We start from the raw sequence: 25,657 nt of genomic DNA on the forward strand, positions 1-25,657 counted from the left end.
GTCTCAGCCTTTCTTCCTTTTCTTCGGCTTTTCAGCCTTGGCCTTTTCGGCCGCTTTGGAGGCGTTGGGCTTCTTCGCAGCAAGCTTGGCCAACTGCCTGGTGTAGTCCTTATGCAAGGCGCCGGCACCCCAACCTTTGCCTTTGTTCTGCTTCGACAGTGCCTCCATGATGGCGACCAGATTGTCGTCGCGGATCTTTTCGAGCTCGCGGATCGACAGACCGTGCGCCTGGTCGTCCGACTGGGTCGCGATCAGCTCGACCAGCTCGTCGTTGAACTCCGGCACGTCCATCAGCTTGGTCCACGGCCATTTCAGGCACGGGCCGAACTGCGCCATGAAGTGGCGCATGCCGGCCTCGCCGCCGGCGACACGATAGACCTGGAACATGCCCATCTGCGCCCAGCGCAGGCCGAAGCCGTAGCGCATGATGTCGTCGAGCTCCTCGACCGTGCAGATGCCGTCCTTGACCAGCCACAGCGCCTCGCGCCAGGCTGCTTCGAGCAGCCGGTCGCCGACGAACGCTTCGATCTCCTTGCGGATCACCACCGGCTTCATGCCGATCGAGGCGTACATCTCCTTGGCGACCTCGATCGCCTCGGGAAAGGTCTGTTCGCCGCCGACGATCTCGACCAGCGGCAGCAGATAGACGGGGTTGAACGGATGGCCGACGACCAGCCGCTCCGGGTGCTTCTTCATCGCCACCTGCATGTCGGTCGGCTTGATGCCGGAGGTGGAGGATCCGACAATGGCGTTGGCCGGCGCATAAAGGTCGATCTCGGCCAGCACGCGGTGCTTCAGGTCGAGCCGCTCCGGCACGCTTTCCTGGATGAAGTCGGCGTCGGCCACCGCCTCGGCGATCGTCTTGGCGAAGGTAAGCTTGCCCTCCTTCGGCAGGCCGCCGGGCAGCATCTGCTTGTAGGCGCGTCGTGCTCCCTTCATCACCTCGCCGATCTTGCGTGACGCCTCGGGGTCGGGATCGAAGATCGACACGTCGATGCCGTTGAGCAGCAGCCGCGCCACCCAGCCGGCGCCGATGACGCCGCCGCCGATGGCGGCCGCCTTGTTGATGATGCTCATGCGGAAGCTCCGGTTCTTGTGCTGGCTGTTGCGGGGTCGGTGAGGGCGACGCGTTCGCCGGCACGGATCACGGACGCGTCATAGGCCTTGCGCGCGAACACTTCGAGCACGAAGGGCCGGAAGAAATCGATCGGCAATGTCTCATAGTCGGGATCGAAGCTCGACTGATCCCAGCGTTCGCAAAACTCATCGCAATCGTCGAAGTAGATGTGCCCGGCGAAACGGTCGCGGGCGTGCGGATTGCCGCCGAGGTGGTGGGCGTAATAGAGGCGCTGGAAATCGCCGTGCTTTTCCACCACCCAGGTGCATTGCTCGCGCACAAAAGGCTTCAGGATCGACGCCGCATACTCGTCGTGGTTATAGGGCGCGTAGATGTCGCCGATATCGTGCAGCAAGGCGCAGGCAATCCAGTCGGTGTCGGCGCCGTCGCGCCAGGCCCGCGTTGCCGCTTGCAGCGAATGGCCGAGCCGGGTGATCTTGTAGCCCGAGAGGCCCGCATCGAGCTGGACGAGCGCGTCGAGCAGCCGCTCGCCGGTCTTTGCCGCGTAGTCGATCTCGTGCCCGGTGAGGAAGGCGTAATCCTCGCGGTCGCCGTCCTTCATGGCGGTGAATTTCACGGTCTTCATCGGCGGCTCCTCCCAACCGGCTACCGGCTTTTCAAAGCGGTGCGCGCTTCGTCAGGTTCAGCTTCTTGCGGACTTCGTCCGGGCCGATGACCCTGGCGCCCATATTCGACACGATGCTGACCGCCCGCTCGACCAGCTGCGCATTGGTCGCCAGCACGCCCTTGTCGAGCCAGAGATTATCCTCCAGTCCGACGCGGACATTGCCGCCGGCCAGCACCGCGGCCGCGACATAGGCCATCTGGTTGCGGCCAATGGCAAAGGCCGACCAGTTCCAGGTCGACGGTACATTGTTGACCATGGCCATGAAGGTGTTGAGGTCGTCCGGCGCCCCCCACGGCACGCCCATGCACAATTGCACCAAGGCGTCCGGCTTCAGCACTTCTTCCTCGACCAATTGCTTGGCGAACCACAGATGCCCGGTGTCGAAGGCCTCGATCTCCGGCTTGACGCCGAGCGCCGTCATCATGCCGCCCATGGCACGCAGCATGCCGGGCGTATTGGTCATGACATAATCGGCCTCGGCGAAATTCATGGTGCCGCAATCGAGCGTGCAGATTTCCGGCAGGCACTGGCGCACATGTTCCATGCGGTTGCTCGCGCCGCCCATGTCCGTGCCTTTTTCGTTCAGCGGCAGCGGCTTCTCCGGCGGGCCGAATACCATGTCACCGCCCATGCCGGCGGTCAGGTTCAGCACCACGTCGACGTCTGCCGCGCGGATGCGCTCGGTTACTTCGCGATAGAGATGCACGTCGCGCCTAGGCTTGCCGGTCTCGGGATCGCGCACATGGCAGTGCACGATTGCGGCACCTGCCTTTGCCGCCTCGATGGCCGAATCGGCGATCTCTCTGGGCGAGCGCGGCACATGCGGGCTGCGATCCTGCGAACTGCCCGACCCGGTCACGGCACAGGTAATGAAAACCTCACGGTTCATCGCTAACGGCATCGGAGTCTCTCCCAATAGAACGTAGGGCAAGAATGCCTGACTTGCCGGAAACTGTTTTGCGTTTTACGAAGATCGTGTGACCAAAAACGAAAAACCGACGATCTTTCGGGCCGAGCGTTTGCCGCTCAAGGTAACGCTGCTGGTATTCTCCGGCTCGTCGATCATGTGCGTCGCCTCGGCCGTCGATCCGTTGCGCGCCGCCAACCGCATTGCCGGTGAGACGCTGTTCGATTTCAGGCTGGTCTCGGTGACAGGCGAGGCGCCGGTCACCACATGCGGCCTGCCGGTGGCGGTCAGCGGCCGCTTCGATGCGGCTGACACAACCGATATGCTGGTCGTCGTCGCCGGCTTCGGCACGCAGAACCATGCCACATCGGCCTTGCTGTCCGGACTGCGCCGGGCGGCGCGCGCGGCACGCGCCTGCGGCGGCGTCGAGGCCGGCACCTGGCTGGTTGCCCGCGCCGGTCTGCTGGAGGGGCGCAGCGCCACCACCCACTGGGAGGACATGGAGGATTTCTCGTCGGCCTTTCCCGGCGTCGACGTGCGCCCCGACCGCTACGTCATCGATGGCCCGGTGTTCACCACCGGCGGCGCCTCGCCGACCTTCGACCTGATGCTGCATCTGATCCGCACGCGGCTCGGCATGGCCGTGGCGCTAGATGTCGCGAGCGTCTTCATCTACGACCAGGCGCGCGCCGCGACGGACGCGCAACCGCTGGTCTCGCTCGGCCGTCTCGACGGCTACGATCCCAGGCTGGCGCAAGCCATTCGGCTGATGGAAGCGCATGTCGACCAGCCGCTGACTATCGCCGCCGTGGCAAAGCGCGCCGGGGTGACGGCACGGACGCTGGAAAGCATCTTTCGCAAGTCGATCGGCGAAACGCCCGGCGCTTATTACCTCAGGCTGCGCCTCGGCGCCGCGCGCCGGCTGGTGGTCGACACGCGCATCGCCTTGGCGGACATTGCCGGGCGAACGGGGTTTTCGTCCGCCGCGGCATTTTCCAGAGCGTTTTCAAGAGCGTTCGGCGAAGCGCCGGTCAGGCTGCGTCGGGGATAATGCATGTCGCCCAAAAGCCTGGCCACGGGCTTGCCCGAGCGTGCGTAGCGGTTTTGGGATAACGACATGCATAGGCAAAGGTAGATCAGGCAGCGTCCTGGCGGTCGCTGCTGCCGTCGATCTGCGAGCGCATCTGTCTCGCAAGATGGGTCTCGAAGCGGCTGGCGACCGCGCGATCCCATTCGTTTGCACTCAGCGCACCTTGTTTCGGGTGCGGCAGCGCCATCAGCCGGTCGATGATCGATCCAGCCTCGCCAGATGAGAGCAGGGCGTCGATTTCGCGTTCGTGCTGCATATCGTTTCGCCTCCTTCTTTCTGAATCCCGCCACGAACCACACTATAGGAGGTTCGTGACGGCTGTTTGAAGGCAAGAGCGAGGCGATTGATGGGCGATGCCGGGCAAAGTTTTGTCCGCCGCCGCCCATCTTGGGCACGATCGTTCCGGAGGTCACGCAGTGCTTCAGCCAAGCCGCATCGACAGTTCAACATCCTCGCCGAACGGCGTGGACATGTAGCCACTCCCGGTCGAGCGCACCCGCTCGAGGTATTCGGGGCAAAGATCTGCGTTGTCGGCAACGACGAAGGCGCCCGGTCTGAGGCGGCTTTCAACCAGACTCAAGATCTCGGGATAGAGCGCTTTGGCGCCGTCGAGCAGAAGCAGGTCGACGCTTTCGGGAAGATCGACGCTTAATGTTTGCAGCGCGTCTCCTTCGCGGATTTCCACCATGTCAATGAGACCGCCTGCTGTCAGATTACTCCTCGCGCGCGCGACCTTGGATGGCTCGAACTCGCTGGTGATCAGGCGGCCACGGCCATTGTCCCGCAAGGCTGCGGCAAGGTGCAGGGTCGAGATGCCGAACGAGGTTCCAAATTCAACGATCGTCCGTGCGCTGCTGCCTCGTGCCAGCATGTAGAGCAGCGTGCCGGTCTCTCGCGAAACGGGAAGCCAGAGATCCCTTAGCCGCCCATAGAAATCGAGGTATTCGGTCTTGCTTCGAACCAGCCGCATCCGCTCCTCGGCGGAGAGTTCCGCCACTGCAGGGCTTGTTGCCGCAGCGGCTTCCTCGAACAGGCGGACCAGCAGGGGCGCGAGCGGCGTTGTCGTCAGTGTGGTCATATCGGTCTCCAGTCGGAATTGAACGCGTTCTTGTGCGACATTCAAAATACGACTAATCATTCGCATTCACTAATCGCATTGGCGCGGCTCTCAATGAGCGACAACCGAAGTCCGCGGATTTCCTCGCGAAAACAGCCGAAGCAGGCCCGCTCGGCGGAGCTCGTCGCTGCGATTTTGCAGGCTGCTGTTCAGGTTTTGGCGAGGGAAGGCGCGCAGCGCTTCACCACGGCGCGCGTGGCCGAGAAGGCCGGCGTCAGCGTCGGATCGCTGTATCAGTATTTTCCGAACAAGGCGGCGATCCTGTTCCGGCTCCAGAGCGACGAATGGCGGCAGACGACCAGTTTGCTGCGCGACATCCTCGAGGACGTCAGGAAACCGCCGCTTGACCGGCTGCGCGCCCTGGTCCACGCCTTCCTCCGCTCGGAGTGTGAGGAGGCTGCGGTGCGTGTGGCGCTCGACGACGCCGCCCCGCTTTACCGCGACGCGCCCGAGGCGCAGACGGCAAGGGCGTCCGGAGACCGCACCATCCAGCTCTTCATGCAGGAGGCGTTGCCCAACGCCGCGCAAGCGACTCGCGAATTGGCCGGCGATCTGGTCATGACGACGCTCAGCACGGTGGGGAAGCAGTTCTCGGAGTTGCCCCGAACCCCCGCGGAGATTGAAGCCTACGCCGACGCCATGGCCGACATGTTCTGCGCCTACCTGAGAGGCCTCGATCACGGCTAAGACGCGCCAAACCCGGTCAGCGAACAGGCCACGCGAGTTTCACACGGGGCAAAACCTTCGTCGGTTCAGCCCCGCGGAAAGCCGTCTTTAGCCGGCGGCCGCTGAACAATGCGGCCGCGAACCGGGTACGCCTCAGACGTACCGGTTGACGATGTTTTCGAGCAATTCCTGGCGGCCGGATCTGGGCTGCGGCTCGATCTTCTCTTTGACGACGCGCTCGGCGATTTCCTCGAGCGTGCGCTTGCCGGCAAGCATCGCCTTGGCCTCGGCCGAATCCCAGCCGGCATAGCGCTCGGCGAGCGGGGCGGACAGCGCCTTGTCCTCGACCATGCGTGCCGCTGCCTTGAGGCCGCGAGCGCAGCAATCCATGCCGCCGATATGGCCAATCAGCAGATCCTGCGGATCGAGCGACTGGCGCCTGAGCTTGGCGTCGAAATTGGTGCCGCCGGTCTTGAAGCCGCCGGCCTGCAGCACCTGATAATAGGCCAGTGCCATCTCCGGTACATTGTTGGGGAACTGGTCGGTATCCCAGCCCGACTGGTAGTCGTTGCGGTTCATATCGATCGAGCCGAAAATGCCGAGCGCATTGGCCAGCGCCAGTTCATGTTCGAACGAATGGCCGGCCAGGATGGCGTGGCCCTGCTCGATGTTGAGCTTGACCTCGTTCTCCAGTCCGAAGCGCTTGAGGAAGCCGTAGACGGTGGCGACGTCGTAATCGTACTGGTGCTTGGTCGGCTCCTGCGGCTTCGGCTCGATCAGGATGGTGCCTTCGAAGCCGATCCTGTGCTTGTAATCGACGACCAGATTGAGGAAACGGCCGGCCTGTTCCTGCTCGCGGGCGAGGTCGGTGTTGAGCAGCGTCTCATAGCCCTCGCGGCCGCCCCACAGCACGTAGTTCTCGCCGTTCAGCCGCTTGGTGACGTCGATGCAGTGTTTCACCGTCGCCGCCGAATAGGCAAAGACGTCCGGATCGGGATTGGTGGCGGCGCCTGACATGAAGCGGCGGTTGGAGAACAGGTTGGCCGTGCCCCACAACAGCTTGACGCCGGTCTGCTTCATCTTTCCGGAGAAGTAATCGGCGATCTCGTCGAGCCGAGCCGCACTTTCGGAAAAGTCCCGGCCCTCCGGCCGCACGTCGGCATCGTGGAAGCAGAAATAAGGCGCACCCAGCAACGAAAACATCTCGAAGGCGACGTCGGCCTTGAGCTTGGCCAACTCCATGGTGTCGGTGCTGCCGGCCTTCGGAAACCACGGCCGGTCAAATGTCTGGCCGCCGAACGGATCGCCGCCCGGCCAGGCAAAGGAATGCCAATAAGCGACGGCAAAGCGCAGATGGTCTTCCAGCCGCTTGCCGGCGACAATCTCGTCGGGATTGTAGAACCGGTAGGCCAGCGGATTGGTCGAATCCGGTCCCTCATATTTGATCTGTTGGATGTCGCCGAAAAAACCGCTGCTCATGTTCTTTTCCTCTCGCATGGTCCGGCCTGATTACCTCAGGCGTAATTGGTTTCGCGCTGACGCTGGTCGAAAAGGCTCATGTCAAAGCCACCCAACGAAGGAGACAGACCATGACCGACCTCAACACCATTGCCGAAAACTACATCGCCGCCTGGAACGAGAGCGACGCCGCGCGCAGAAAAGCCTTGCTCGAGGCAACCTTCACCGAGGACGTCGGCTATCGCGATCCGATCATGCGGGGCGACGGCCATGACGGCATCGCGGCGCTGATCGACGGCGTGCAGCAGCGCTTTGCCGGCTTCAGGTTCTCGCTGAAAGGCAAGCCGGACGGCTTCGCCGATACCATCCGCTTCTCCTGGAACCTCGGGCCGGACGGCACCGAATCCGTCATCGAAGGCACCGATATCGGCGTCATCGAAAATGGCCGGCTGAAAAGCGTCACCGGCTTTCTCGATAAGGTGCCGGCACAGTGAGGCCTTCTCGGCAGGCCACGGCGAGGGCGGGAAACCGCTCACGCCGTGGCGCTCCTGATCGCCGGGTAAAGCTGGCGGTAGCGCTGATAGGCATCTGCATAGGCACCGCCGAGGGCGGCGACCGGCTCGACCGTGGCGTCCGTCACCGGCGCCGTGCACACGGCGCGCGGATCGGCGCCTGTCGCCGCGATCAGGCCAAGCCGGGCCGCTCCGAAGGCGGCGCCGAAATCGCCGTCGGCTGGGATATCGACTGGCAGGCCAAGCGCTGTGGCGATGGCCTTCAGCCAGTAGCGCGAACGCGAGCCGCCGCCGATCGCCGTCACCCGGGTCAGCGTCGTGCCGGCTTTGGCCAGGGCTTCGAGGCTGTCGCGGAAAGCGAAGGCGACGCCTTCGAGCACGGCCTGGGTCAGCGCCGCGCGGCCGGACTCGTGGGCAAGCCCGGTAAAGGCGCCCCGAATGACGGAATCATTGTGAGGCGTCCGCTCGCCTGACAGGTACGGCAGGAAGGAGACACCGGCCGGCGCCTGCAGCGCATCGCCGAGTTCGGCGGTCAACTCGCCGGCGCTTTTTCCAGCGATCCCCGACAGCCAGTTGAGCGAATCGGTTGCCGACAGGATGACGCCCATCTGGTGCCAGGTGCCGGGCAGTGCATGGCAGAAGGTATGCACGGCGCTTTCCGGATTGGGCAGATAGGACGCGTTGGCGGCAAAAAGCACGCCCGACGTGCCGAGCGAAACGAACGCCTGCCCGGCGCCGACCGTGCCCATGCCGCAGGCCGAGGCCGCGTTGTCGCCGGCCCCGCCGGCGATCGGGATGCCCGGCTGCATGCCCCATTTGGCGGCCAGTTCGGCGCGCAAGACACCGGCCTTGGCCGTGCCTTCGACCAATGACGGCATCTGGCTTTCGTCGAGCGACGTCGCGGCGAGCAGTTCGGCGGACCAGGCTCGTTTGCCGACATCGAGCCACGACGTGCCAGCCGAATCCGACATTTCCGAAATATGGTCGCCGGCGAGCCAGAGCCGCAAAAAGTCCTTCGGAAGCAGGACCTTTGCCACCTTGGCAAAAACAGCCGGTTCGTTGTTTTTCACCCAGGCGAGCTTCGGCGCGGTGAAGCCGGGAAAGACGATGTTGCCGGTCAGCTTGCGAAAGCGCGGGTCGGCATCGAGCGCGGCCGCCTCGGCGTGGCTGCGTGTGTCGTTCCATAGAATGCAGGGGCGCAGCACCTGGTCGGCGGCATCGAGCAGAGTGGCGCCATGCATATGGCCGGAAAGGCCGATGCCTTTGACCGCCGCGAGTTCCTTCGCATGCATTGACCGCAGCTCGTCGACCGCCGCTTCGCAGGCGCGGATCCAGTCGGCCGGGTTCTGCTCGGACCAGCCGGGATGCGGGCGCGACACGTCGAGCGGCGCATGGCCGGAACCGACGATGCTCTGCCTTGCATCGATCAGCAGCGCCTTGACGCCCGACGTGCCGAGATCGAGGCCGAGATACATGTTTCCTCCCATGTCCGTCATGCCTGGCGGCGACGGTCTTTCTTGCTTCGCTGCCCAGTCCTGTGACACGGGCGGCGAAGATATCCCGGCAATCGTGCCGCCGGAAACGCACCCCGGTCAACACGCGAAGATTTTTTCGACGCTCGAAAAAATCAGGCCGGGGCAGTTTTTAAGGCAAGATGTGGCCGTGGTCAATTCGCCGCGGGAGCAGTTGCACGCCGTGAAAACAGTGCCGACAACGGGCTGTCCGGCCGTGCCAGCGCGCGTTCCGCCGCAAGCGCCCTCGCCAGCGCGCCATCACCGGAACGCAATGCCGCTTCGATCAGCGTCAGATCGATGACGTCGCGTTGTGCGTGGCTGCCGCCGAAGCGATGGGCGATTGCCCGGATCGGCCGGATCAGGCGTATCGTCCCGGCATAATTGCCCTCGCCGAATGCCTTGATGGCGAGCGTCAGGGGATGGCCGACATCCCTGGTGAAACCGGCGTTGTCGTCCTTGCCGCGCATCGCCTCGCGCTGCGCCTCGAGCAAGTTGCGGGCGGGCGCTTCGAGGCCGGCACCGACAAACGCCATCATCGCGTGGGCGTCGTTGAAGGCATAGTGGCCGGCGCTGGCCATGGGCACCCAGTTGGCGGCCAGTGCCGTCCAGCGCTCGCCGACATCGACGCCGCCGAGATGCAGCCGCCACAGGATCGCCGAGGCATCGACCATGTTGAGCGCCAGCATCGAGCGTTCGCCATAGATCGGCCCGTCATAGAGCGCCAGCACCTCGTCGATTTCGCCGAGATCATAGTGGAACAGTGCCAGATGCCACCAATTATGCACCTGCAGGAAGCTGTCCCGCGTCCACGCTTCGGGATTGGCGCGCATCCACAGAATGCCGTCCTTCTGCCGGCTCTGCATCTCCATGACATGGGCCACCGCATGCTGGGCCCAGCCGTCGCGCGGCTCGATATCGACCGCCATGCGGCCAAGTTTTTCGGCGCGCGCGTAATCGCCCATTTCCTCCAGGCCAAAGGCCTGCATGCCGAGTATGGCGTGATAGCCCGGCATGTCGCTCTGCCAGGACGGCAGCGCGCGACCGATGCGGTCGCGCAGCATGCGCGCATTGCCGGTGAAGAAGTCGATCTGGTGGCCGGTCTGCAGCGCCAGCGCATCGAGCGGAAACTCGATGGCGATATCCTCCAGCACGCGGGCGGCCTCGTGCCAGCGTCCCTCCGCAAGATGGCCAAGGGCGGCGACATGCGCCTGCTCGCGTGTTGTCGCGGCAAGCGGCAGCGCCGCCTCGTGACATGCCTTGGCCACCGCCGTCGCCTCACGCTCTGTGGCGAGGCCAAAGAGATAACCCTTGAACACCTGCGCCATGACGAAGCCGGGATCTTCGGCGATTGCCCGGTCAACGGAACCGACCGGATCGCCGATGAAGCACTGCAATTCGCGAACGGCCCGGCTGTAGGACGAGAGCCCGGCCTCCGTCGCGCCAGACAGTGTCAGGCCGAATGCGTCGCTCACCGCCATGGTCTGTCCTCAGTTGCCCGAGCGCATCGCCACTGTCGCGATCCCGGCGCCGACCAGCAGCGTGCCGCCGGTGCGGTTGAAGATGCGGATCGCCTTTGGGTTGCGCACCAAGTTGCGCGCCCTTGCGGCGATCAGCGCATAACCGAAGGCATTGGCGAAGGCGAGCGCCAGGAAGGTCGTCTCGAAGATCAGCATCTGTGTCCAGAAATCCGCATGCCGGTCGAGGAACTGCGGCAGGAAGGCGACGAAAAAGGTGATGCTTTTCGGATTGAGCGCGGTAACCAGCCAGGCGTGCGCCGTCATTTTCGCCGACGACACCGCATCGGTGCGCGGTTCGGCCCGGAGCGCGCCGCCGGCGCGAAACAGCTTGATGCCGAGATAGATCAGATAGCCGGCGCCGATCACCTTCAGCACGGTAAACACGGTGGCGGACGCCGCCAGCAGCGCGCCGATGCCCAGCATCGACAGTGTCATCGCGGTGAAGTCGCCGAGCGCCACGCCGACTGCCATCGGCAGCGCGGTGCGCCAGCCCTGGCCGAGCGCATAGGAAACCACCAGCAGGATGGTCGGACCTGGAATGACCAGAAGGACTGCCGAGGCAGCGGCAAAAGCGGCCCAGTTTTCGAAGGACATTTTCTTCTCCTTGAGCTCAACGAAGAGGATAAATCCTTGGTCCCGCGCAGATGTAAAGAGGCAAAAATCGAAAAAGCCCCTCGTTAATGCCAGGCGGCTGGCCTTCACGCTTTTTCAACCATGATTGGCGAAAATGCCTGCTATTCGGCCGGACCGTGTTTCCCGTCGACAGCGTAGGGTTTGGGTAAATGCGTGAGTTGCCGCACGGTCTGTCGCTGCCGCATATTGGCGACGCAATCGAAACCGAAATACAGCTTTCCCGTCGCACGGTGCTGTCCGGCGCCGGCGCGCTGGCGCTGCTCGGCATCGCCGGCTGCAGCCAGACGCTGGATTTGCCGTCGCTTCAGCTCGACGACGTCACCACCGGCTCGATCCGGCCCATCCGTCCGAGTATCAGCGTCGACAAGAACATCACCAGCCCCGACGTGATGTACGCTTCGCTCACCGACGGTGGCTTCAATGTGCCGGAAGTGCCCTATCTCAAGGTCAAGCCGGAGTTCCGCCGCCAGATCGTCGTCGATCCGACCGGCGAGCAACCCGGCACCATCGTCGTTCACTCGCAGGAACGGCTGCTCTATCTGGTGCAGCCCGGCGGCGATGCGATCCGTTACGGCGTCGGCATCGGCAAGGACGGGTTCCGCTGGTCCGGCCGCGCCAACATCCAGTATGGCAAGGAATGGCCGGTCTGGACCCCGCCGCCCGAGATGATCGCCCGCAGGCCGGAACTGGTGAAATGGCAAAGCGGACAGCCGGGCGGCCTCGACAATCCGCTCGGCGCGCGTGCCCTCTACATCTATCAGAACGGCAGCGACACCGGCTATCGCATCCACGGCTCGCCCGAATGGTGGAGCATCGGCCAGGCGATGTCGTCGGGCTGCGTGCGCCTGATCAACCAGGACATCATCGACCTCTACAGCCGCGTCTCCAAGAAAAACCCGGTCGTCGTCGTCTGAACGGCGGCTTCGCCTTCAGCGATCACTCTGCCGTTGCGCGATGCCGCAAGACAGGCGAATGTGCCTGCGATTTCATCGCCCGGGAGACGTGAACAATGGCCGGAACTTTTGTCATCGCGCAAGGCGGCGGCCCGACCGCCGTCATCAACCAGACCGTGGTGGGTGCTGCGCTCGAAATCCGCAAGCGGCATCCCGGCGCCAAGGTGCTGGGATCCATCCACGGCGTGCGCGGCATTCGTGACGGCAATTACGTCGATCTTTCCGCCATCCCCGAGGATCGCCTGCGGCTGATCGCGGCGACACCGAGCGCCGCGCTTGGTTCGACGCGCGACAAGCCGGATGCGGCCTATTGCGACCTCATCCTCAACGGCTTGAAGAAAGCCGGTGCCGACGCCTTCATCTATATCGGCGGCAACGACACCTCGGGCACGCAGCAGATCCTCACCGACGCCGCCGGCGGCAAGATCGCCTTCGTGCATGCGCCGAAAACCATCGACAACGATCTCGAGGAGAACGACCACACGCCCGGCTTCATGTCGGCGGCCGAGTTCGTCGCTGGAGCATTCCTTTCGGTCGATCTCGATTTCCGCGCTCTGCCGGGCATCTATGTCGGCATTGTCATGGGGCGGCATGCCGGTTTCCTGACGGCCGCGTCCGCGGCCTGGCAGCTCGACCAGGACAGCGGCCCGCATCTCGTCTACGTGCCGGAGCGGCCGTTCTCGGCGGCCGGTTTCATCGACGACGTGCGCGCCACGCTCGACCGCCACAAGCGCTGCATCGTTGCCGTCTCCGAAGGCGTCAGCACCGCCGACGGCAAGGCGCTGGTCGAAAGCCTGGTGCCGCCGGAAAGGCTGGAGCGCGACCAACACGGGAACGTCAAGCTGTCGGGCAGCGACCTGCCGGCAGCCTTGGAGCGCGCGCTCGCCGAAGGATTGCCGGGCAAGCGGGCGCGCGTCGATGCGCTCGGCTATATGCCGCGCGGCTATGTCGGCGCCATCAGCGCGGTGGACGCGCAGGAGGCCTTCGATGCCGGTGCCTTCGCGGTCACGGTGGCCGACGAGGGCGGCGGTTCGGTGGCGCTGCAATATGACGGCAAGAAAACCGTGCTGAAAAAGGTGCCGCTGAAGAACGTCGCCGGCAAGACGCGCCATATGCCGGATGATTTCATGCTGCCCGACGTCAACCGGCTGTCCGATGCGGGGATGGCCTATCTGAAGCGGCTGGTCCCGCAAAAGTACAAGGTCGGCAAGCCGTTCGTCTGATGCGGCGTTGATCTGATGGACAGCTGGTTCAGCAAAACCATCGTCGACGCCAAGACGACGATGCTGACCGAGCCCTTCGTGCATGATTTCGTGCGTGCCAACATCTGGCATTTGCGCGGCCGCGATGTCGACCTGCTGGTCGACACCGGCATGGGTATCTGCCCGCTGGCGCCGCAGATCGACACGCCGTCCGGCAAGCCGCTGCTCGCCGTCGCCACGCATATCCATCTCGATCATGTCGGCTCGCTGCACGAGTTTCCGTTGCGGGCAGGGCCGCGCCACAGCGCCGCGCAGTTCGACAGCATGGATGAAGCGGTGACCTACGCGGACATGTTCCATGATCTGGAAGGCGCTGTTTCCAAGCTGCCGGCGCCGGGCTGGAGAGCCGCCGATTACAGGATTCCGCCGGCGCCTCTGGCCCGGACCCTGGACGAGGGCGACAGGATCGATCTCGGCGACCGCCAATTCCGCGTCCTGCATCTGCCCGGCCACTCTCCTGATTCGATCGCGCTGTTCGACGAGGCAGACGGCCTGTTCTTCGCCGGCGACGCCATCTACGACGCCATGCTGATCGACGACCTGCCGGATTCGGATCGTGCCGCCTACCGCTGCACGATGCAGCGCCTGCTCGACCTGCCGATCCGCATCGGCCATGGCGGCCATGGACCGAGCTTCGACGGCAGGCGGATGCGCGAGATCGCCACCACCTATCTCAGCCGGACCGACGGGACAGGCGAATAGGAGGCCTCGGCTGAGGCGGCGCAAATCTGAAGCGATTTGTCTTGCGCAGCTATTTTGTTCTTGCTTTGTGCCGGCAGCTATGCTAGTAATTTAGCTATGGTGCTGATTCGCCCCAACGACCCGCCTCCCGAGGCGGGTTTTGTATTTTCGGGTCTCGGCGCCAACGCCGCGAGGCGGTTGCCAGCTGGAAATTAAATCTTCGTAATATTATCTGGAAACCATCATCGGTGCCCTAGATGCGGGGCTGTCGATCCGGTCGGCTGCCGTGACAGGCGAGACAGGCAACGCCGACGACCGACGCGCCGACGAATTGTTCCGGTGACGGAACGTTGCGGCGCTCCGCCAATCTCTCGCCCGGACAACGGCCATGTCACCAATCCACACCCTTCGCAGACATCGCGTCGCCGCTTTGCTGGGCGCCGCGCTGATCGTCAGCCCCTTCGCCCTGTCTTTCGCTCCCAGGCTGAATGATGTCCTGGCGGCAACAGTGACCCCACCTGTCACCGGCATGACGGCGCCCCGCGGCTCGTTCGCTCCGGTCGTGGCGGCCGACAAACCGGCAGTGGTGACCATCACCACCCTCATGAAATCGGCGCAGTCGGACACCACGAGCGAGGCCTCCCCATTCGGTGGCAACGAGTTCGGTGGCAACTCGCCTTTCGACGACTATTTCCGCCGTTTCTTCGGTGACCAGGGACTGCCCGCCCCCAAGACACCGCCGGAACAGGCGCCGCGCACCGAGGCTCTCGGCTCAGGCTTCATCGTCGGTGCCGACGGCATGATCGTCACCAACAATCACGTCGTCGACGGCGCCCAGTCGGTCAAGGTGATGCTCGACGACGGCACCGAGCTTCCCGCCAAATTGATCGGCCATGACACGAAGAACGACCTTGCCGTGCTCAAGGTCAACGCCGGCAAGCCCCTGCCGACCGTCAAATGGGGCGATTCGGACAAGCTCATGCCGGGCGACCAGGTGCTCGCCTTCGGCAATCCTTTCGGCCTTGGCACCACGGTCACCGCCGGCATTGTCTCGGCGCGCGGCCGCGATCTGCACAGCGGCCCGTTTGACGACTTCATCCAGATCGACGCACCGATCAACCGGGGCAATTCCGGCGGCCCGCTGACGGATGTGTACGGCGATGTCGTCGGCATCAACACCGCGATCTTTTCGCCGAATGGCGGCAGTGTCGGCGTCGGCTTCGCCATCCCCTCGGACCAGGCGCAAAAGGTCGTCGCCAAGCTGATGAAGGGCGGCTCCATCCAGTACGGCTATCTCGGCGTCCAGATTCAGCCGGTGACGCCTGATGTGGCGAGCGCCATCGGCCTCGATCACCCTACCGGCGTGCTGGTCGCGCAGGTCAGCGACGGATCGCCGGCCGCCAAGGCCGGCATCGAGACCGGCGATGTCATTACCAGCTTCGCCGGCCAGGACATAAAGGATCCGAGGGATCTGTCGCGCGCCGTCGCTGACGTTGCGCCTGGCACGAGGGAAGCCCTCAATGTCTGGCGCAAGGGGAAAAGCCTGCAGATCTCCGTCGAGATCGGGCGCAACGAAGACGACACGGCGACGGGATCGGTGACCGGCGAGTCAGGTCAGCCGTCGACGGGGCAGGGCCTTCGCGCACCGGCGCTCGGTCTCGGCCTGATGGACGTCACTCCTGATGTGCGCCAGGCAATGAACCTGCCAGAAAACCAGCACGGCGCACTGGTCGAGCGCGTCGACCCGAACAAGGCGGCGTCGGCTTCCGGCATCCAGCCCGGCGACATCATCGTCGGCGTCGACCAGACTCCGGTGAGGAGCGCCAGGCAGGCAAATCAGGCGATTGTGCAGGCTGCCAAATCCGGCAAGAAATCGGTGCTGCTGCTTGTCGAGCGCGGCGACGCCCAGATGTTCGTCGCCGTCCCCTTCGCCAGCGGCTGAAGCGGGCGCCGCGCTGCCAAGATCAATGTAGAGCATTGCCGCCAGGCCGGAGCCAAGATTTCGGTTGCCCGCGCTCGCGTCTTCGAGAAAACTGACAAAGCTCGATTGGACCTTGCGCAAACGGATATTCTCGATGGTTACCCGAGGCTTCTCTTCCGGACGAAAGCCGCCGACGGATACGGATGCACGTATCCCGCCGGGGCAATATCTCGAGCAAGGTTTCCCGGTCCTGTCGGCCGGCCCGACGCCGCATGTCCGCACCGAGGATTGGTCGTTCACGCTTAAGCACGGGCCGCGGCCGATCAAGAAGTGGAACTGGGCCGAGTTCAACGCGCTGCCCTTGACCAAGATGACGCGCGACATCCATTGCGTCACCGCATGGACCAAGTTCGACACGGCGTGGCAGGGCGTGCTCGTCGACGACATCCTTGCCGACGCCGGCATCGAGCCGCCCACCGCCTTCACGCTGGCGCTGGGTTTCGACGGCTATTCCACCAACGTGCCGACGAAGGATATCACCGGTGGCAAGGCGATGGTGGCACTGCTTTATGAAGGCAAGCCGATCACTCCCGACCATGGCGGCCCGGCCCGGCTGCTCGTTCCGCATCTCTATTTCTGGAAATCGGCCAAATGGCTGAACGGGCTGCAGTTCACCGAGCGTGACGAGCCGGGTTTCTGGGAGTTGCGAGGCTATCATATCTATGGCGATCCGTGGCGCGAGCAGCGCTACACGAACGATCCATGAGCGACGGCCCGGCGGCGCAGTCGCCCTGGCAGACGGTCACCATCACCCGCATCCAAAAGCGCACGCCGCGGGTCACCAGCTTCTTCCTGCAGCCGTCGCGGCCCTTCGTCTATCGTGCCGGACAGCATGTCGATGTCAGGCTGACGGCGCCGGACGGCTATCAGGCGCGCCGCTCCTACTCCATCGCCTCGGCGCCGGAGACCGGCGAGACCATCGAGCTGGCGATTGAAAAACTCGAGGACGGCGAGGTCTCGCCGTTCTTTCACGAGATAGCGGCGGTGGGCGACGAGGTCGAATTGCGCGGGCCGCTCGGCGGCCATTTCGTCTGGTCAGACGGCGATGGCGGCCCGCTCCTGCTCGCCGGCGGCGGGTCGGGCGTGGTGCCGCTGATGTCGATGCTCCGCCACCGGGCGATGCGGGGATCGCTGGTCGCCGCCGCCCTGGTGTTTTCGGCGCGGGTCTGGGACGAGGTGATCTTTCGCGATGAGCTGATCGACCTCGCCGAGCGCCGGGATGGCTTCGACCTGGTGCTGACGCTTACGCGCGAGCCGGCCCGCCGTCCGGCGGATTATGCGCGGCGGGTCGACGCCGCGATGATGGTGCAAGCCATGACGAGGCTGCCCGCGCCGCCGAAGCTCGCCTTTGTCTGCGGCTCGAACGCATTCGTGACGGCCGCCGCCGAGGCACTGATCGATGCCGGGGTGCCTGCGGCACTCATCCGCACCGAACGCTACGGGGTCTGACCTGGTTCTTGCGCGGTTGCTGGCTTCGCCGGCCGGCACAAGCGGGCCGAAAACCGGCAGAACGGTGAGGCCGCGTTTGGCCGAAATGGTTAACGATTCGACAAAGAACCTCGGCTGCGACTTTTATCGGTTTAAAAAATCGAACCGAACGGTTCGTTTCTGTTGACAATGCGTGCAGGACGCTGTGAACGCTGCCTCCCAAGTCACCTTGCAGCCAGACCGAGGCGATAGACTATCTGCTTGACATTAAACGATAAAAATGTGGCGAAGGGAATCTCTGGCACAATTTCAAGGTGTAGATTCTTGGTCCACACCAAAAAACTTCGTGATTGGAAACTGGCCATTGGCTTTCCCACATCGGGGCTGTCCGAACGACGCGAATTCCCCCCAAGGCACGCAGCTAGACGGACGGAAAACTAAGATACTGGAGTACTAAAAAATGAAAAAGATCGCTCTTGCCGCCGTCGCCGTTTTGGCCATCACCGGCAGCGCCTTCGCTGGCAGCGACAACTTTGGTTCCAAGGGTGCGAACCAGCCTGCCGCTGCGGTCGACAGCTCGTATACGGCTTCCATTCAGAAGCCGGCTCATGCTGACCAGCAGGCTGTCCAGGGCGCCGACCGTAACCTCTTCGGCAACAACTAACAGCCGATCCCAGCATCAGGGCGGCGGGCATATCCGCCGTCCGGGGATCTGAAAAATTCAGGAGTATTAAGATGAAAAAGATCGTTCTTGCTGCCGCCGCCGTTTTGGCCATCACCGGCAGCGCCTTCGCCGGCAGCGACAACTTTGGTTCCAACGGAGCCAACCCGCCTGCTGTCTCGGTCGACAGCTCCTACACGGCTTCCGTCAAGACGTCGGACCAGGCTGAAAAGCAGCCGGTTGTCCAGGGCGCCGACCGTAACCTCTTCGGCAACAACTAACAGCCGATCCCAGCATCAGGGCGGCGGCATGCCCGCCGCTTGATTTCGAAAATCCAGGAGACCCAAAATGAAAAAGATTGTTCTTACTGCCGCCGCGCTCTTGATTGCCGCCGGCAGCGCTTATGCCCGCAACGACAATGTTGGCGGGACCGACATCAACAAGCAGTCGACCGTCAACGTCGACAAGACGCAGACGTATTCGGTGCGGGACAGCAACTCGCCGATCTACAAGCTGCTGAATTCGTCTGGCGATGTGCCCAAGTCCGCGCCTCAGGGCGCCGACCGCAACCTCTTCGGCAACAACTAGAGCAATTCCAGGAAAAGTGTGAAACGGCCGTCCGGAATTGCGTCAAAACAAGGACATAGAGCGGTTCGGCGTTCCGTGAAACGATGAACCGCTCTAACGGCCGAACTGGAATTCCAGACAAGAGCGGCGGGCCATGCCCGCCGCTCTTGTCCCTTGCATGGCGGAAGAATGCCTGCTTCAAGCCGCCTTTGCTTCTGCTTCATGGAGCGCGAAAGAGCGCCCGTCCGCGTCGAAAATATGCAGGTCTCCGGCGTCCGCCGTCAGCCGCAGTGTCGCTCCGCGCTTGATCTCGACATTGCCCGGCAGCTTGGTCACCAGCGGCAGGTCGGCGCGGCCGATGTCGACATAGACGAGCTGGACCTCGCCGAGCTGCTCGACGTAATCGACCGTCCCTTCGAACAAATAGTCGGCGCCGGTGGCAATCATCAGATCCTCCGGCCTCACCCCGAAGCTCACCGCTGCGCCTTTCGCCGACGCAGGCGTTGCGATCGGCACCGTTGCCTTGCGGCCGCCGACATGGCTGACGACCGTCGGGTTGCCGGTCTTGTCGATCGTCGCCGGCAGGATGTTCATCGCCGGCGAGCCGATGAACTGGGCGACGAAAAGATTGCCGGGCCGCTTGTAGAGCTCCATCGGCGTGCCGACCTGTTCGATATGGCCTTCCTTCAGCACGACGATGCGGTCGGCCAGCGTCATCGCCTCGACCTGGTCGTGGGTGACGTAGATCATCGTCGTGGCCGGCATCGACTCCTTGAGCTTGGCGATCTCGATGCGGGTGGCGACGCGCAGCGCCGCGTCGAGGTTGGATAGCGGCTCGTCGAACAGGAAGACCTTGGGATTGCGCACGATGGCGCGACCGATGGCGACGCGCTGGCGCTGGCCGCCCGACATCGCCTTGGGCAGGCGGTCGAGATATTTGGTCAGCTGCAGGATCTCGGCCGCCTGGCGCACCCGCTTGTCGATCTCGGCCTTGCTTTCCTTGCCGATTTTCATCGAGAACGCCATGTTGTCGTAGACGGTCATGTGCGGATAAAGCGCATAGGACTGGAACACCATGGCGATGCCGCGCTTTGACGGCGGCATGTCGTTGACGATCTCGCCGTCGATCTTGAGCTCGCCCGAGGTGATCTCCTCCAGCCCGGCGATGCAGCGCAGCAAGGTCGACTTGCCGCAACCAGAGGGGCCGACGAAGACGATGAATTCGCCCGACTTTATGTCGAGGTCGACGCCGTGCAGAATGTTGAGATTGCCATATGATTTCCTCACTTGCCTTAGCGTGACATCGGCCATGGTACCCTCCAGTTCTTCCTTGAATTCAGTCGATACGCCCGAACCAGGCGCCGTAGCCGCCGAGGCGGATAGTGCCGGCGCCAGTCTGTCCCGAAAACCCGTGTCCCGGCAAGGGCTGCAATGAGCGGCCGCCAAGATCGACTTCGGCAGGCTTTGCTCCGAGATTGAAGGCGCAGACGATCTGCTCGTTGCCTTCACGGCGGGTGAAGGCGACGGTGTCGCCCTCGCTTTCGATGAACTCGATATCACCCTTGGCCAGTGCCGGATGGGCGCGGCGGAAAGCCAGGAAGCGCCGGTAGTGCTCGAGCAGCGAGCCGTCGTCGCCTTGCTGCACATTGACGGCTTGCGCAAGGTGCTTGCTGGGCACCGGCAGCCAGGGCTTTGCCGTCGAGAAGCCGCCATTGCGGGCAGCGCCGTCCCAAACCATCGGCGTACGGCAGCCGTCGCGGCCCTTGAATTCAGGCCAGAAGCGGATGCCGTATGGGTCCTGCAGATCCTCGAAGCTGAGCTCGGCCTCGCTGAGCCCGAGCTCCTCGCCCTGATAGATACAGACCGAGCCGCGCAACGACATCAGCAGCGCCGAGATGACCTTGAGGTAGGCGGTCGGGTCGGGCTCGCCGGCTGCCCAGCGCGAGGCGGGACGCATCACGTCATGGTTGGAGAAGGCCCAGCACGACCAGCCGTCGCTGGCCACCTTGCCGAAGGTTTCCAGCACCGAGCGTACCTTTGCCGCGCTGATCTTCTCCGGCGCCAGGAAGTCGAAGGAGTAACACATATGCACGCGCTTGCCGCCGGCCGTATAGGCCGCCACCACTTCCAGCCCACGCTGCGAATCGCCGACCTCGCCAACCGCGGCCGTCGCCGGATATTCGTCGAGCAAGGCGCGGAAGCGTTCGAGGAAGCCGAGGTTTTCAGGCCGGCTCTTGTCGTAGAGATGGTCCTGGTAGTTGTAGGGGTTGACGGCCGGCGCCGTCTGGTCGTTTCGCTGCTCGGGCGGCAGCGGCGGATTGTCTTCCAGGCCTTGGCTGTGGAAATAGAAATTGATGGTATCGAGGCGGAAGCCGTCGACGCCGCGCTCCAGCCAGAAGCGGGTGACGTCGAGCAGCGCGTCCTGGACCGCGCGGCTGTGGAAATTGAGGTCGGGCTGCTCGGCCAGGAAATTATGCAGGTAATATTGCTGGCGGCTGGTGTCCCACTGCCAGGCCGAGCCGCCGAAGATCGACAGCCAGTTGTTGGGCGGCGTGCCGTCCGGCTTGGCATCCGCCCAGACATACCAGTCGGCTTTTGGATTGCTCCGGCTCGAGCGGCTCTCCTTGAACCAGGGATGGATGTCGGCGGTGTGCGAGAGCACCTCGTCGATCATCACCTTGAGGCCAAGCCGATGCGCCTCTGCGGTCAGCGCGTCGAAGTCGGCCAGCGTGCCGAACATCGGATCGACATCGCAATAATCCGACACGTCGTAGCCAAAATCCTTCATCGGCGATTTGAAGAATGGCGAGATCCAGATGGCGTCGACACCGAGCCAGGCGATGTAGGCCAGCCGGCTGATCATGCCCCTGAGGTCGCCGATGCCGTCGCCGTTCGAATCCTGATAGCTGCGCGGGTAGATCTGGTAGATCACGGCACCTCGCCACCAGTCGCGATCTATAGCGAGATCTGGCTTCGGGGTGGCCTTCAAAGCGGATTGCATGATCTCAACCTCCTTTCACCGAGCCGGCAAGCAGCCCGCGGACGAAATAGCGCTGCAGCGAGAAGAACACGATCAGCGGCACGATGATGGTGACGAAGGCCGATGTCGTCAGGATCTCCCAGTCGCCGCCGCGCGAGCCGAGCAACGCATTGAGCTTGGCGGTAAGCACGATCTGGTCGCCCTCGGTACCAAGGAAAACCATCGCCACCAGCAGATCGTTCCACACCCAGAGAAACTGGAAGATGGCGAACGAGGCCAGCACCGGGAAGGACAATGGCAGCACGATCTTGACGAAGATCTCGAAATCGCTGGCGCCGTCGATGCGCGCCGACTCCATGATCTCGCGTGGTAGGCCGGCGATATAGCTCCTCAGAAGATAGATGGCGAAAGGCAGGCCGAAGCCGGTATGCGCCAGCCAGATGCCGAGATAGGTCTTCGACGGCACGCCGAAGAAGCTGCCGACGCCGTTATAGAGCTTCAACAGCGGGATCAGCGACATCTGCAGCGGCACGACCAGGAGGCCGATGATGACGGCGATGAGCAGCGCCCGGCCGGGAAAGCGCATCCAGGCCAAAGCGTAAGCGGCGAACGCGGCGATCAGGATCGGGATGACGGTCGCCGGAATGGTGACGGTCAGCGAGTTCATGAAGGAGCGGCCGATGCCTTCCGAAAACAGCACCGTGTCGTAATTGTCGGTGGTGAATTTCGGCGGCGCCGACGAGGCGTAATAGACGCGCTGGCCGCGCTCGCCTTCGAAAGCCTTCGGCGAGGTCATGACGAAACTGCCGTCGGCATTGAGCTGCAGGGTCACGCCGTCGCCGAGATCGGCTGTCGTGCCGGCGGGATATTGCGTCGGCGCTGCCGACTTGACGCCGAAGGCGCTGATGTTGCGGGCCGGACCGTCGCCGAAAATATTGCCTTGCAGGATGAACTTGCCGTCCTTCTCGACTTGCGCCGAGGCGGGCGGCAGCCGTCCGGCCTCCGTCTGGCTGGAACTGGTGAACGAGTTCCACCAGCCCGAAGCGATGATCTGGTCCTTGTCGCGCAGCGACGAGACCAGAATGCCGAGCGTCGGGATCGTCCAGATCGCAACGAAGATGAAGACGGCGATATGGACGCCGAAACGGCTGACAAAGGACTTTCCGGTCGCCACGGCCATCTCAATGCCCTTCCGTCTCTTTGTTTGCCTGGCGGATGTTCCAGACCATGATCGGAATGACCGCTATCATGATGATGATGGCGATGGTGGCGCCGCGGCCAAAATCGCCGCCGCCGCGGAACATCCAGTCGAACATCAGATTGGCCAGCACCTGGCTGTTCCACTGGCCGTTGGTCATGGTCAGCACGATGTCGAAAACCTTCAGCACCAGGATGGTGATGGTGGTCCAGACAACGGCGATGGTGCCCCAGATCTGCGGCACCATGATCTTCCAGAAGATCTGGAAAGGGTTGGCGCCGTCGATGACGGCGGCTTCCAGCGTCTCTTCCGGAATGCCGCGCAAGGCCGACGACAGGATGACCATGGCAAAGCCGGTCTGGATCCAGATCAGGATGACCATCAGGAAGAAGTTGTTCCAGAACGGCAGCGAGATCCAGACCTGCGGCTGGCCGCCGAAATACTGGATGATGGCATTGAGCAGGCCGATCTGCGTCTGGCCCTCGCCGCGATATTCGTAGATGAATTTCCAGATGACGCTGGCGCCGACGAACGAGATGGCGAGCGGCAGGAAGATCAGGCTTTTTGCGATGGTGCCCCACCAGATCTTGTCGGTGAGCACGGCGATGATCAGCCCGAGGAAGGTGCAGGCGGCCGGCACCACCGCCAGCCAGATGATGTTGTTGAGGATCGAGTTGCGGAACTCGCGGTCGCCGAACGCCCATTGATAGTTGGCCAAGCCGACGAAATGGGCGCCGCCGCGATCGAGGAACGACAGCCTCAGCGTCTCCACTACCGGGTAGATCAGGTAGATGGTGAGGATGATCATCGCCGGGCCGACGAACAGCCAGGGTCGGATCACCCCCTGCCGGCGCAGATTGTTGATCGCCGCCTTGCCGGAAACGCCACGTGCCGGAAAGATCGTATCGAGTGCCTTGTTGGCGCCCCAGAAATAGGCGACGCAGCCGCCCACGCCGATGATGATGACGAATATCGCCGAAAAAATCTGAGCCGCCATGGGTCCCTCCCCCTGCGCACGGATCCGCCAGTCGAGAATGGCTTTGGCGACGGGATCATGCGCTGATTCAGTTGTCTGGAGCGCGACCAGCCGGAAAGCAGGTCACTGGGCGCGCGTCATGCCGGAATGCGTTGTGCTCACGACAATCGACGCGACGCCAAGCACCGGATAAGGTCCGGGCCGTTTGAGGCCCGGACCACATCACATTGGGAACTCAAGCCGGCCGCTTACTTGATCGCGTCCCAGCTTTTCTGGATGTCGGTGGCGACGTCCTGGGCGGACTTGCCGCCGACCAGGTCGATCATGCCGGTCCAGAACGCACCGGCGCCGATCTTGCCCGGCATCAGGTCGGACCCGTCGAAGCGGAAGGTCGAGGCGTTGGCCAGGATCTCGCCCTGCTTCTTCAGCGCGTCGCTGGCATAGGCGTCCTTGTTGACCGACTTGAACGGCGTCACGAAGCCGCCCTGCGCCATCCAGATCTCATGAGCGAGCGGCAGCTTCAGGAATTCGATGAACGCGCGGGCACTCTTGCTGTCTTTGGTGATCATGGCGAGCGTGCCGGCGCCGAGCACCGGAGTGCCGAGCTCGGGCTTGGAAGCGTAAGGCGGGAAGTAGAAGAAGTCGGCATCCTCGCCCATCTTTGTGCCTTGCGGGAAGAAGGTCGGGATGAACGATGCCTGATGGTGCAGATAACATTTTGGCGGCACCGAGAAGAGGCCCTTCGGGCTGTCACGGAAATCGGTCGCCGCAACCGCCTTGGCGCCGCCCTCGACCATCTTGTCGTCGGTGGCGATCTTGCCGAAAATGTCGATGGCGTTGACCACTGCCGGATCGTTGAACGGAATTTCGTTCTTCACCCATTTGTCGTAGGTCTCGGGCGTCTGGGTGCGCAGCATGATGTCTTCGACCCAGTCGGTCGCCGGCCAGCCGGTGGCGCCGCCCGAACCAAGCCCGATGCACCATGGCGTGCCGCCGTCGGCGATGATCTTCTTTTCGAGCTCGGCAAGCTCTTCCTGCGTCTTCGGCACCTTGTAGCCGGCTTCCTCGAAATTGTCCGGCGAGTACCAGACCAGCGACTTCACGTCGGCCTTATACGGAAAGGCGAAGAAGCCGGGCTTGCCGTCCTTGTCCTTGAACGTGCCGAGATCGACCCAGGATTGGCCGGCGCCGTAATTGTCCTTGACCCAGTTGGCGGTGTCGTCGCCGAGCGGCGTCAAAAGACCCTTCGATGCCAGATCCTGGATCAGGCCCGGCTGCGGCAGCACGGCGATGTTGGGCGGGCTGCCGGCCTGCGTGTCGATGACGATCTGCTGCTCGTAATTCTCCGACGAGGAGTACTTGATCTCGGCGCCGGTGGCTTCGGAGAAGTAATCGAGGACGGTGCGGATAAGCCCTTCGTCCTCGCCGCGCCACGGCCCGAAGATCGTCAGCGTCTCGCCCTTGAGGTCGACTTTCTTGAGCTCTTCGTAGTTCGCCCAGTTGAAACGGGGATCTTCGCCCGGCTTGAACTTCAGTTCGGCTTGCGCCGGCATGGCGAGCGCAAGCGTGGCGAACGCAGCACCCAGCAGAAGCATTTTCTTCATCGGTATTCCCTCCCAGTGGTGACAAACACCGAACGAAACCTCCATTCCGTCCGCCGGCGCTGCAGGACTGTGACTCAGTCGGAAAGGAACTGCAACCTTTCGTAGAGTCTTCCAAAGCGCTTTGGTGATTTTGATCTCGCCACTGAATTGATCCGGAGTCAAGAGAAAGCCAGACTAATCGATTTAATTTCTGCGGCCGGGTGCCGG

At 63.4% G+C, this 25,657-nt stretch carries 26 protein-coding genes; 12 read left to right on the forward strand and 14 right to left on the reverse strand.

Features of this window, described 5'->3' with window-relative positions:
• Positions 1 to 3: 3 nt before the first annotated feature.
• From NKH28_RS00900 to bcoG, 3 genes are read right to left on the reverse strand one after another with little or no spacing between them, the layout of a single operon-like run.
• Positions 4 to 1,077: a carnitine 3-dehydrogenase gene (locus NKH28_RS00900; protein WP_352977565.1), complete on the reverse strand. Its 1,074-nt coding sequence runs from the start codon at positions 1,075 to 1,077 to the stop codon at positions 4 to 6.
• The gene (locus NKH28_RS00905) at positions 1,074 to 1,703 is read right to left on the reverse strand and encodes an HD domain-containing protein (RefSeq protein WP_352769763.1); all 630 of its coding nucleotides are present in this window, start codon (positions 1,701 to 1,703) and stop codon (positions 1,074 to 1,076) included. Before NKH28_RS00905 ends, NKH28_RS00900 begins: the two co-directional genes overlap by 4 nt.
• A gap of 31 nt (positions 1,704 to 1,734) precedes the next feature.
• Complete coding sequence (bcoG, locus tag NKH28_RS00910; RefSeq protein ID WP_352970068.1) at positions 1,735 to 2,646, reverse strand: 3-dehydrocarnitine:acetyl-CoA trimethylamine transferase BcoG; 912 nt, start codon at positions 2,644 to 2,646, stop codon at positions 1,735 to 1,737.
• Between the two features lie 76 nt (positions 2,647 to 2,722).
• On the opposite strand from bcoG, the gene NKH28_RS00915 reads away from it, so the two are divergent.
• On the forward strand, positions 2,723 to 3,703 hold the full coding sequence (locus tag NKH28_RS00915) for a GlxA family transcriptional regulator (protein WP_352818764.1): 981 nt from the start codon (positions 2,723 to 2,725) through the stop codon (positions 3,701 to 3,703).
• An 85-nt stretch (positions 3,704 to 3,788) separates the two neighbouring features.
• Here the strand turns inward: NKH28_RS00915 and NKH28_RS00920 are convergent, their stop codons facing one another.
• Together NKH28_RS00920 and NKH28_RS00925 are read right to left on the reverse strand one after the other, a co-directional pair.
• Positions 3,789 to 3,998 carry a hypothetical protein gene (locus tag NKH28_RS00920; protein ID WP_023680243.1) on the reverse strand — a complete coding sequence of 70 codons (210 nt, stop codon included), beginning with the start codon at positions 3,996 to 3,998 and terminating at the stop codon, positions 3,789 to 3,791.
• 165 nt (positions 3,999 to 4,163) lie between these two features.
• On the reverse strand, positions 4,164 to 4,820 hold the full coding sequence (locus NKH28_RS00925; protein ID WP_352818759.1) for an O-methyltransferase: 657 nt from the start codon (positions 4,818 to 4,820) through the stop codon (positions 4,164 to 4,166).
• Positions 4,821 to 4,913: 93 nt separating this feature from the next.
• Between NKH28_RS00925 and NKH28_RS00930 the strand changes: the two genes are divergently transcribed.
• Complete coding sequence (locus tag NKH28_RS00930) at positions 4,914 to 5,546, forward strand: TetR/AcrR family transcriptional regulator (protein ID WP_352977568.1); 633 nt, start codon at positions 4,914 to 4,916, stop codon at positions 5,544 to 5,546.
• A 132-nt stretch (positions 5,547 to 5,678) separates the two neighbouring features.
• Here the strand turns inward: NKH28_RS00930 and xylA are convergent, their stop codons facing one another.
• Entirely contained in the window at positions 5,679 to 7,004 is a 1,326-nt protein-coding gene (gene xylA, locus NKH28_RS00935; RefSeq protein WP_352451611.1) for a xylose isomerase, read from the reverse strand.
• A 110-nt stretch (positions 7,005 to 7,114) separates the two neighbouring features.
• On the opposite strand from xylA, the gene NKH28_RS00940 reads away from it, so the two are divergent.
• Complete coding sequence (locus NKH28_RS00940; RefSeq protein ID WP_352451610.1) at positions 7,115 to 7,477, forward strand: nuclear transport factor 2 family protein; 363 nt, start codon at positions 7,115 to 7,117, stop codon at positions 7,475 to 7,477.
• Between the two features lie 38 nt (positions 7,478 to 7,515).
• Here the strand turns inward: NKH28_RS00940 and xylB are convergent, their stop codons facing one another.
• From xylB to NKH28_RS00955, 3 genes are all read right to left on the reverse strand, one after another.
• On the reverse strand, positions 7,516 to 8,970 hold the full coding sequence (xylB, locus tag NKH28_RS00945) for a xylulokinase (protein ID WP_352977769.1): 1,455 nt from the start codon (positions 8,968 to 8,970) through the stop codon (positions 7,516 to 7,518).
• A 191-nt stretch (positions 8,971 to 9,161) separates the two neighbouring features.
• Positions 9,162 to 10,487: a tetratricopeptide repeat protein gene (locus NKH28_RS00950; protein WP_352923568.1), complete on the reverse strand. Its 1,326-nt coding sequence runs from the start codon at positions 10,485 to 10,487 to the stop codon at positions 9,162 to 9,164.
• A 9-nt stretch (positions 10,488 to 10,496) separates the two neighbouring features.
• Positions 10,497 to 11,120: a LysE family translocator gene (locus tag NKH28_RS00955; RefSeq protein ID WP_352977570.1), complete on the reverse strand. Its 624-nt coding sequence runs from the start codon at positions 11,118 to 11,120 to the stop codon at positions 10,497 to 10,499.
• A gap of 188 nt (positions 11,121 to 11,308) precedes the next feature.
• Between NKH28_RS00955 and NKH28_RS00960 the strand changes: the two genes are divergently transcribed.
• The 9 genes from NKH28_RS00960 to NKH28_RS01000 all read left to right on the forward strand — a co-directional run bounded on the left by NKH28_RS00960 (position 11,309) and on the right by NKH28_RS01000 (position 18,713).
• Positions 11,309 to 12,073, forward strand: coding sequence for a L,D-transpeptidase (locus NKH28_RS00960; RefSeq protein ID WP_352923570.1), 765 nt, complete (start codon positions 11,309 to 11,311; stop codon positions 12,071 to 12,073).
• Positions 12,074 to 12,168: 95 nt separating this feature from the next.
• The gene (locus NKH28_RS00965; RefSeq protein ID WP_352451606.1) at positions 12,169 to 13,335 is read left to right on the forward strand and encodes a diphosphate--fructose-6-phosphate 1-phosphotransferase; all 1,167 of its coding nucleotides are present in this window, start codon (positions 12,169 to 12,171) and stop codon (positions 13,333 to 13,335) included.
• A gap of 15 nt (positions 13,336 to 13,350) precedes the next feature.
• The gene (locus tag NKH28_RS00970; RefSeq protein ID WP_352923572.1) at positions 13,351 to 14,076 is read left to right on the forward strand and encodes an MBL fold metallo-hydrolase; all 726 of its coding nucleotides are present in this window, start codon (positions 13,351 to 13,353) and stop codon (positions 14,074 to 14,076) included.
• Between the two features lie 367 nt (positions 14,077 to 14,443).
• Entirely contained in the window at positions 14,444 to 15,997 is a 1,554-nt protein-coding gene (locus tag NKH28_RS00975; RefSeq protein WP_352923575.1) for a DegQ family serine endoprotease, read from the forward strand.
• 133 nt (positions 15,998 to 16,130) lie between these two features.
• Entirely contained in the window at positions 16,131 to 16,742 is a 612-nt protein-coding gene (locus NKH28_RS00980) for a molybdopterin-dependent oxidoreductase (RefSeq protein WP_352472529.1), read from the forward strand.
• Positions 16,739 to 17,485 (forward strand): FAD-binding oxidoreductase, encoded by a 747-nt coding sequence (locus NKH28_RS00985; protein WP_352923578.1) that lies wholly within the window; start codon positions 16,739 to 16,741, stop codon positions 17,483 to 17,485. Before NKH28_RS00980 ends, NKH28_RS00985 begins: the two co-directional genes overlap by 4 nt.
• Before the next feature lie 439 nt (positions 17,486 to 17,924).
• The gene (locus NKH28_RS00990) at positions 17,925 to 18,128 is read left to right on the forward strand and encodes a DUF680 domain-containing protein (protein ID WP_352472527.1); all 204 of its coding nucleotides are present in this window, start codon (positions 17,925 to 17,927) and stop codon (positions 18,126 to 18,128) included.
• A 71-nt stretch (positions 18,129 to 18,199) separates the two neighbouring features.
• Entirely contained in the window at positions 18,200 to 18,406 is a 207-nt protein-coding gene (locus NKH28_RS00995; protein ID WP_352743858.1) for a DUF680 domain-containing protein, read from the forward strand.
• Positions 18,407 to 18,473: 67 nt separating this feature from the next.
• Positions 18,474 to 18,713 (forward strand): DUF680 domain-containing protein, encoded by a 240-nt coding sequence (locus tag NKH28_RS01000; protein WP_352454766.1) that lies wholly within the window; start codon positions 18,474 to 18,476, stop codon positions 18,711 to 18,713.
• A 177-nt stretch (positions 18,714 to 18,890) separates the two neighbouring features.
• Here the strand turns inward: NKH28_RS01000 and NKH28_RS01005 are convergent, their stop codons facing one another.
• The 5 genes from NKH28_RS01005 to NKH28_RS01025 form a co-directional block, all read right to left on the reverse strand.
• Complete coding sequence (locus tag NKH28_RS01005; protein WP_352977572.1) at positions 18,891 to 20,003, reverse strand: ABC transporter ATP-binding protein; 1,113 nt, start codon at positions 20,001 to 20,003, stop codon at positions 18,891 to 18,893.
• A 25-nt stretch (positions 20,004 to 20,028) separates the two neighbouring features.
• Positions 20,029 to 21,693 (reverse strand): beta-galactosidase BglA, encoded by a 1,665-nt coding sequence (bglA, locus tag NKH28_RS01010; protein ID WP_352919162.1) that lies wholly within the window; start codon positions 21,691 to 21,693, stop codon positions 20,029 to 20,031.
• A gap of 4 nt (positions 21,694 to 21,697) precedes the next feature.
• Positions 21,698 to 22,852, reverse strand: coding sequence for a carbohydrate ABC transporter permease (locus tag NKH28_RS01015; RefSeq protein ID WP_352767362.1), 1,155 nt, complete (start codon positions 22,850 to 22,852; stop codon positions 21,698 to 21,700).
• A 1-nt stretch (position 22,853) separates the two neighbouring features.
• Positions 22,854 to 23,867, reverse strand: coding sequence for a carbohydrate ABC transporter permease (locus NKH28_RS01020; RefSeq protein WP_352540346.1), 1,014 nt, complete (start codon positions 23,865 to 23,867; stop codon positions 22,854 to 22,856).
• 227 nt (positions 23,868 to 24,094) lie between these two features.
• Positions 24,095 to 25,450 (reverse strand): ABC transporter substrate-binding protein, encoded by a 1,356-nt coding sequence (locus NKH28_RS01025; RefSeq protein ID WP_352681550.1) that lies wholly within the window; start codon positions 25,448 to 25,450, stop codon positions 24,095 to 24,097.
• Positions 25,451 to 25,657: the final 207 nt, after the last annotated feature.

Source organism: Mesorhizobium sp. M1227, from assembly GCF_040318315.1.
Taxonomy (GTDB): Bacteria; Pseudomonadota; Alphaproteobacteria; order Rhizobiales; family Rhizobiaceae; genus Mesorhizobium.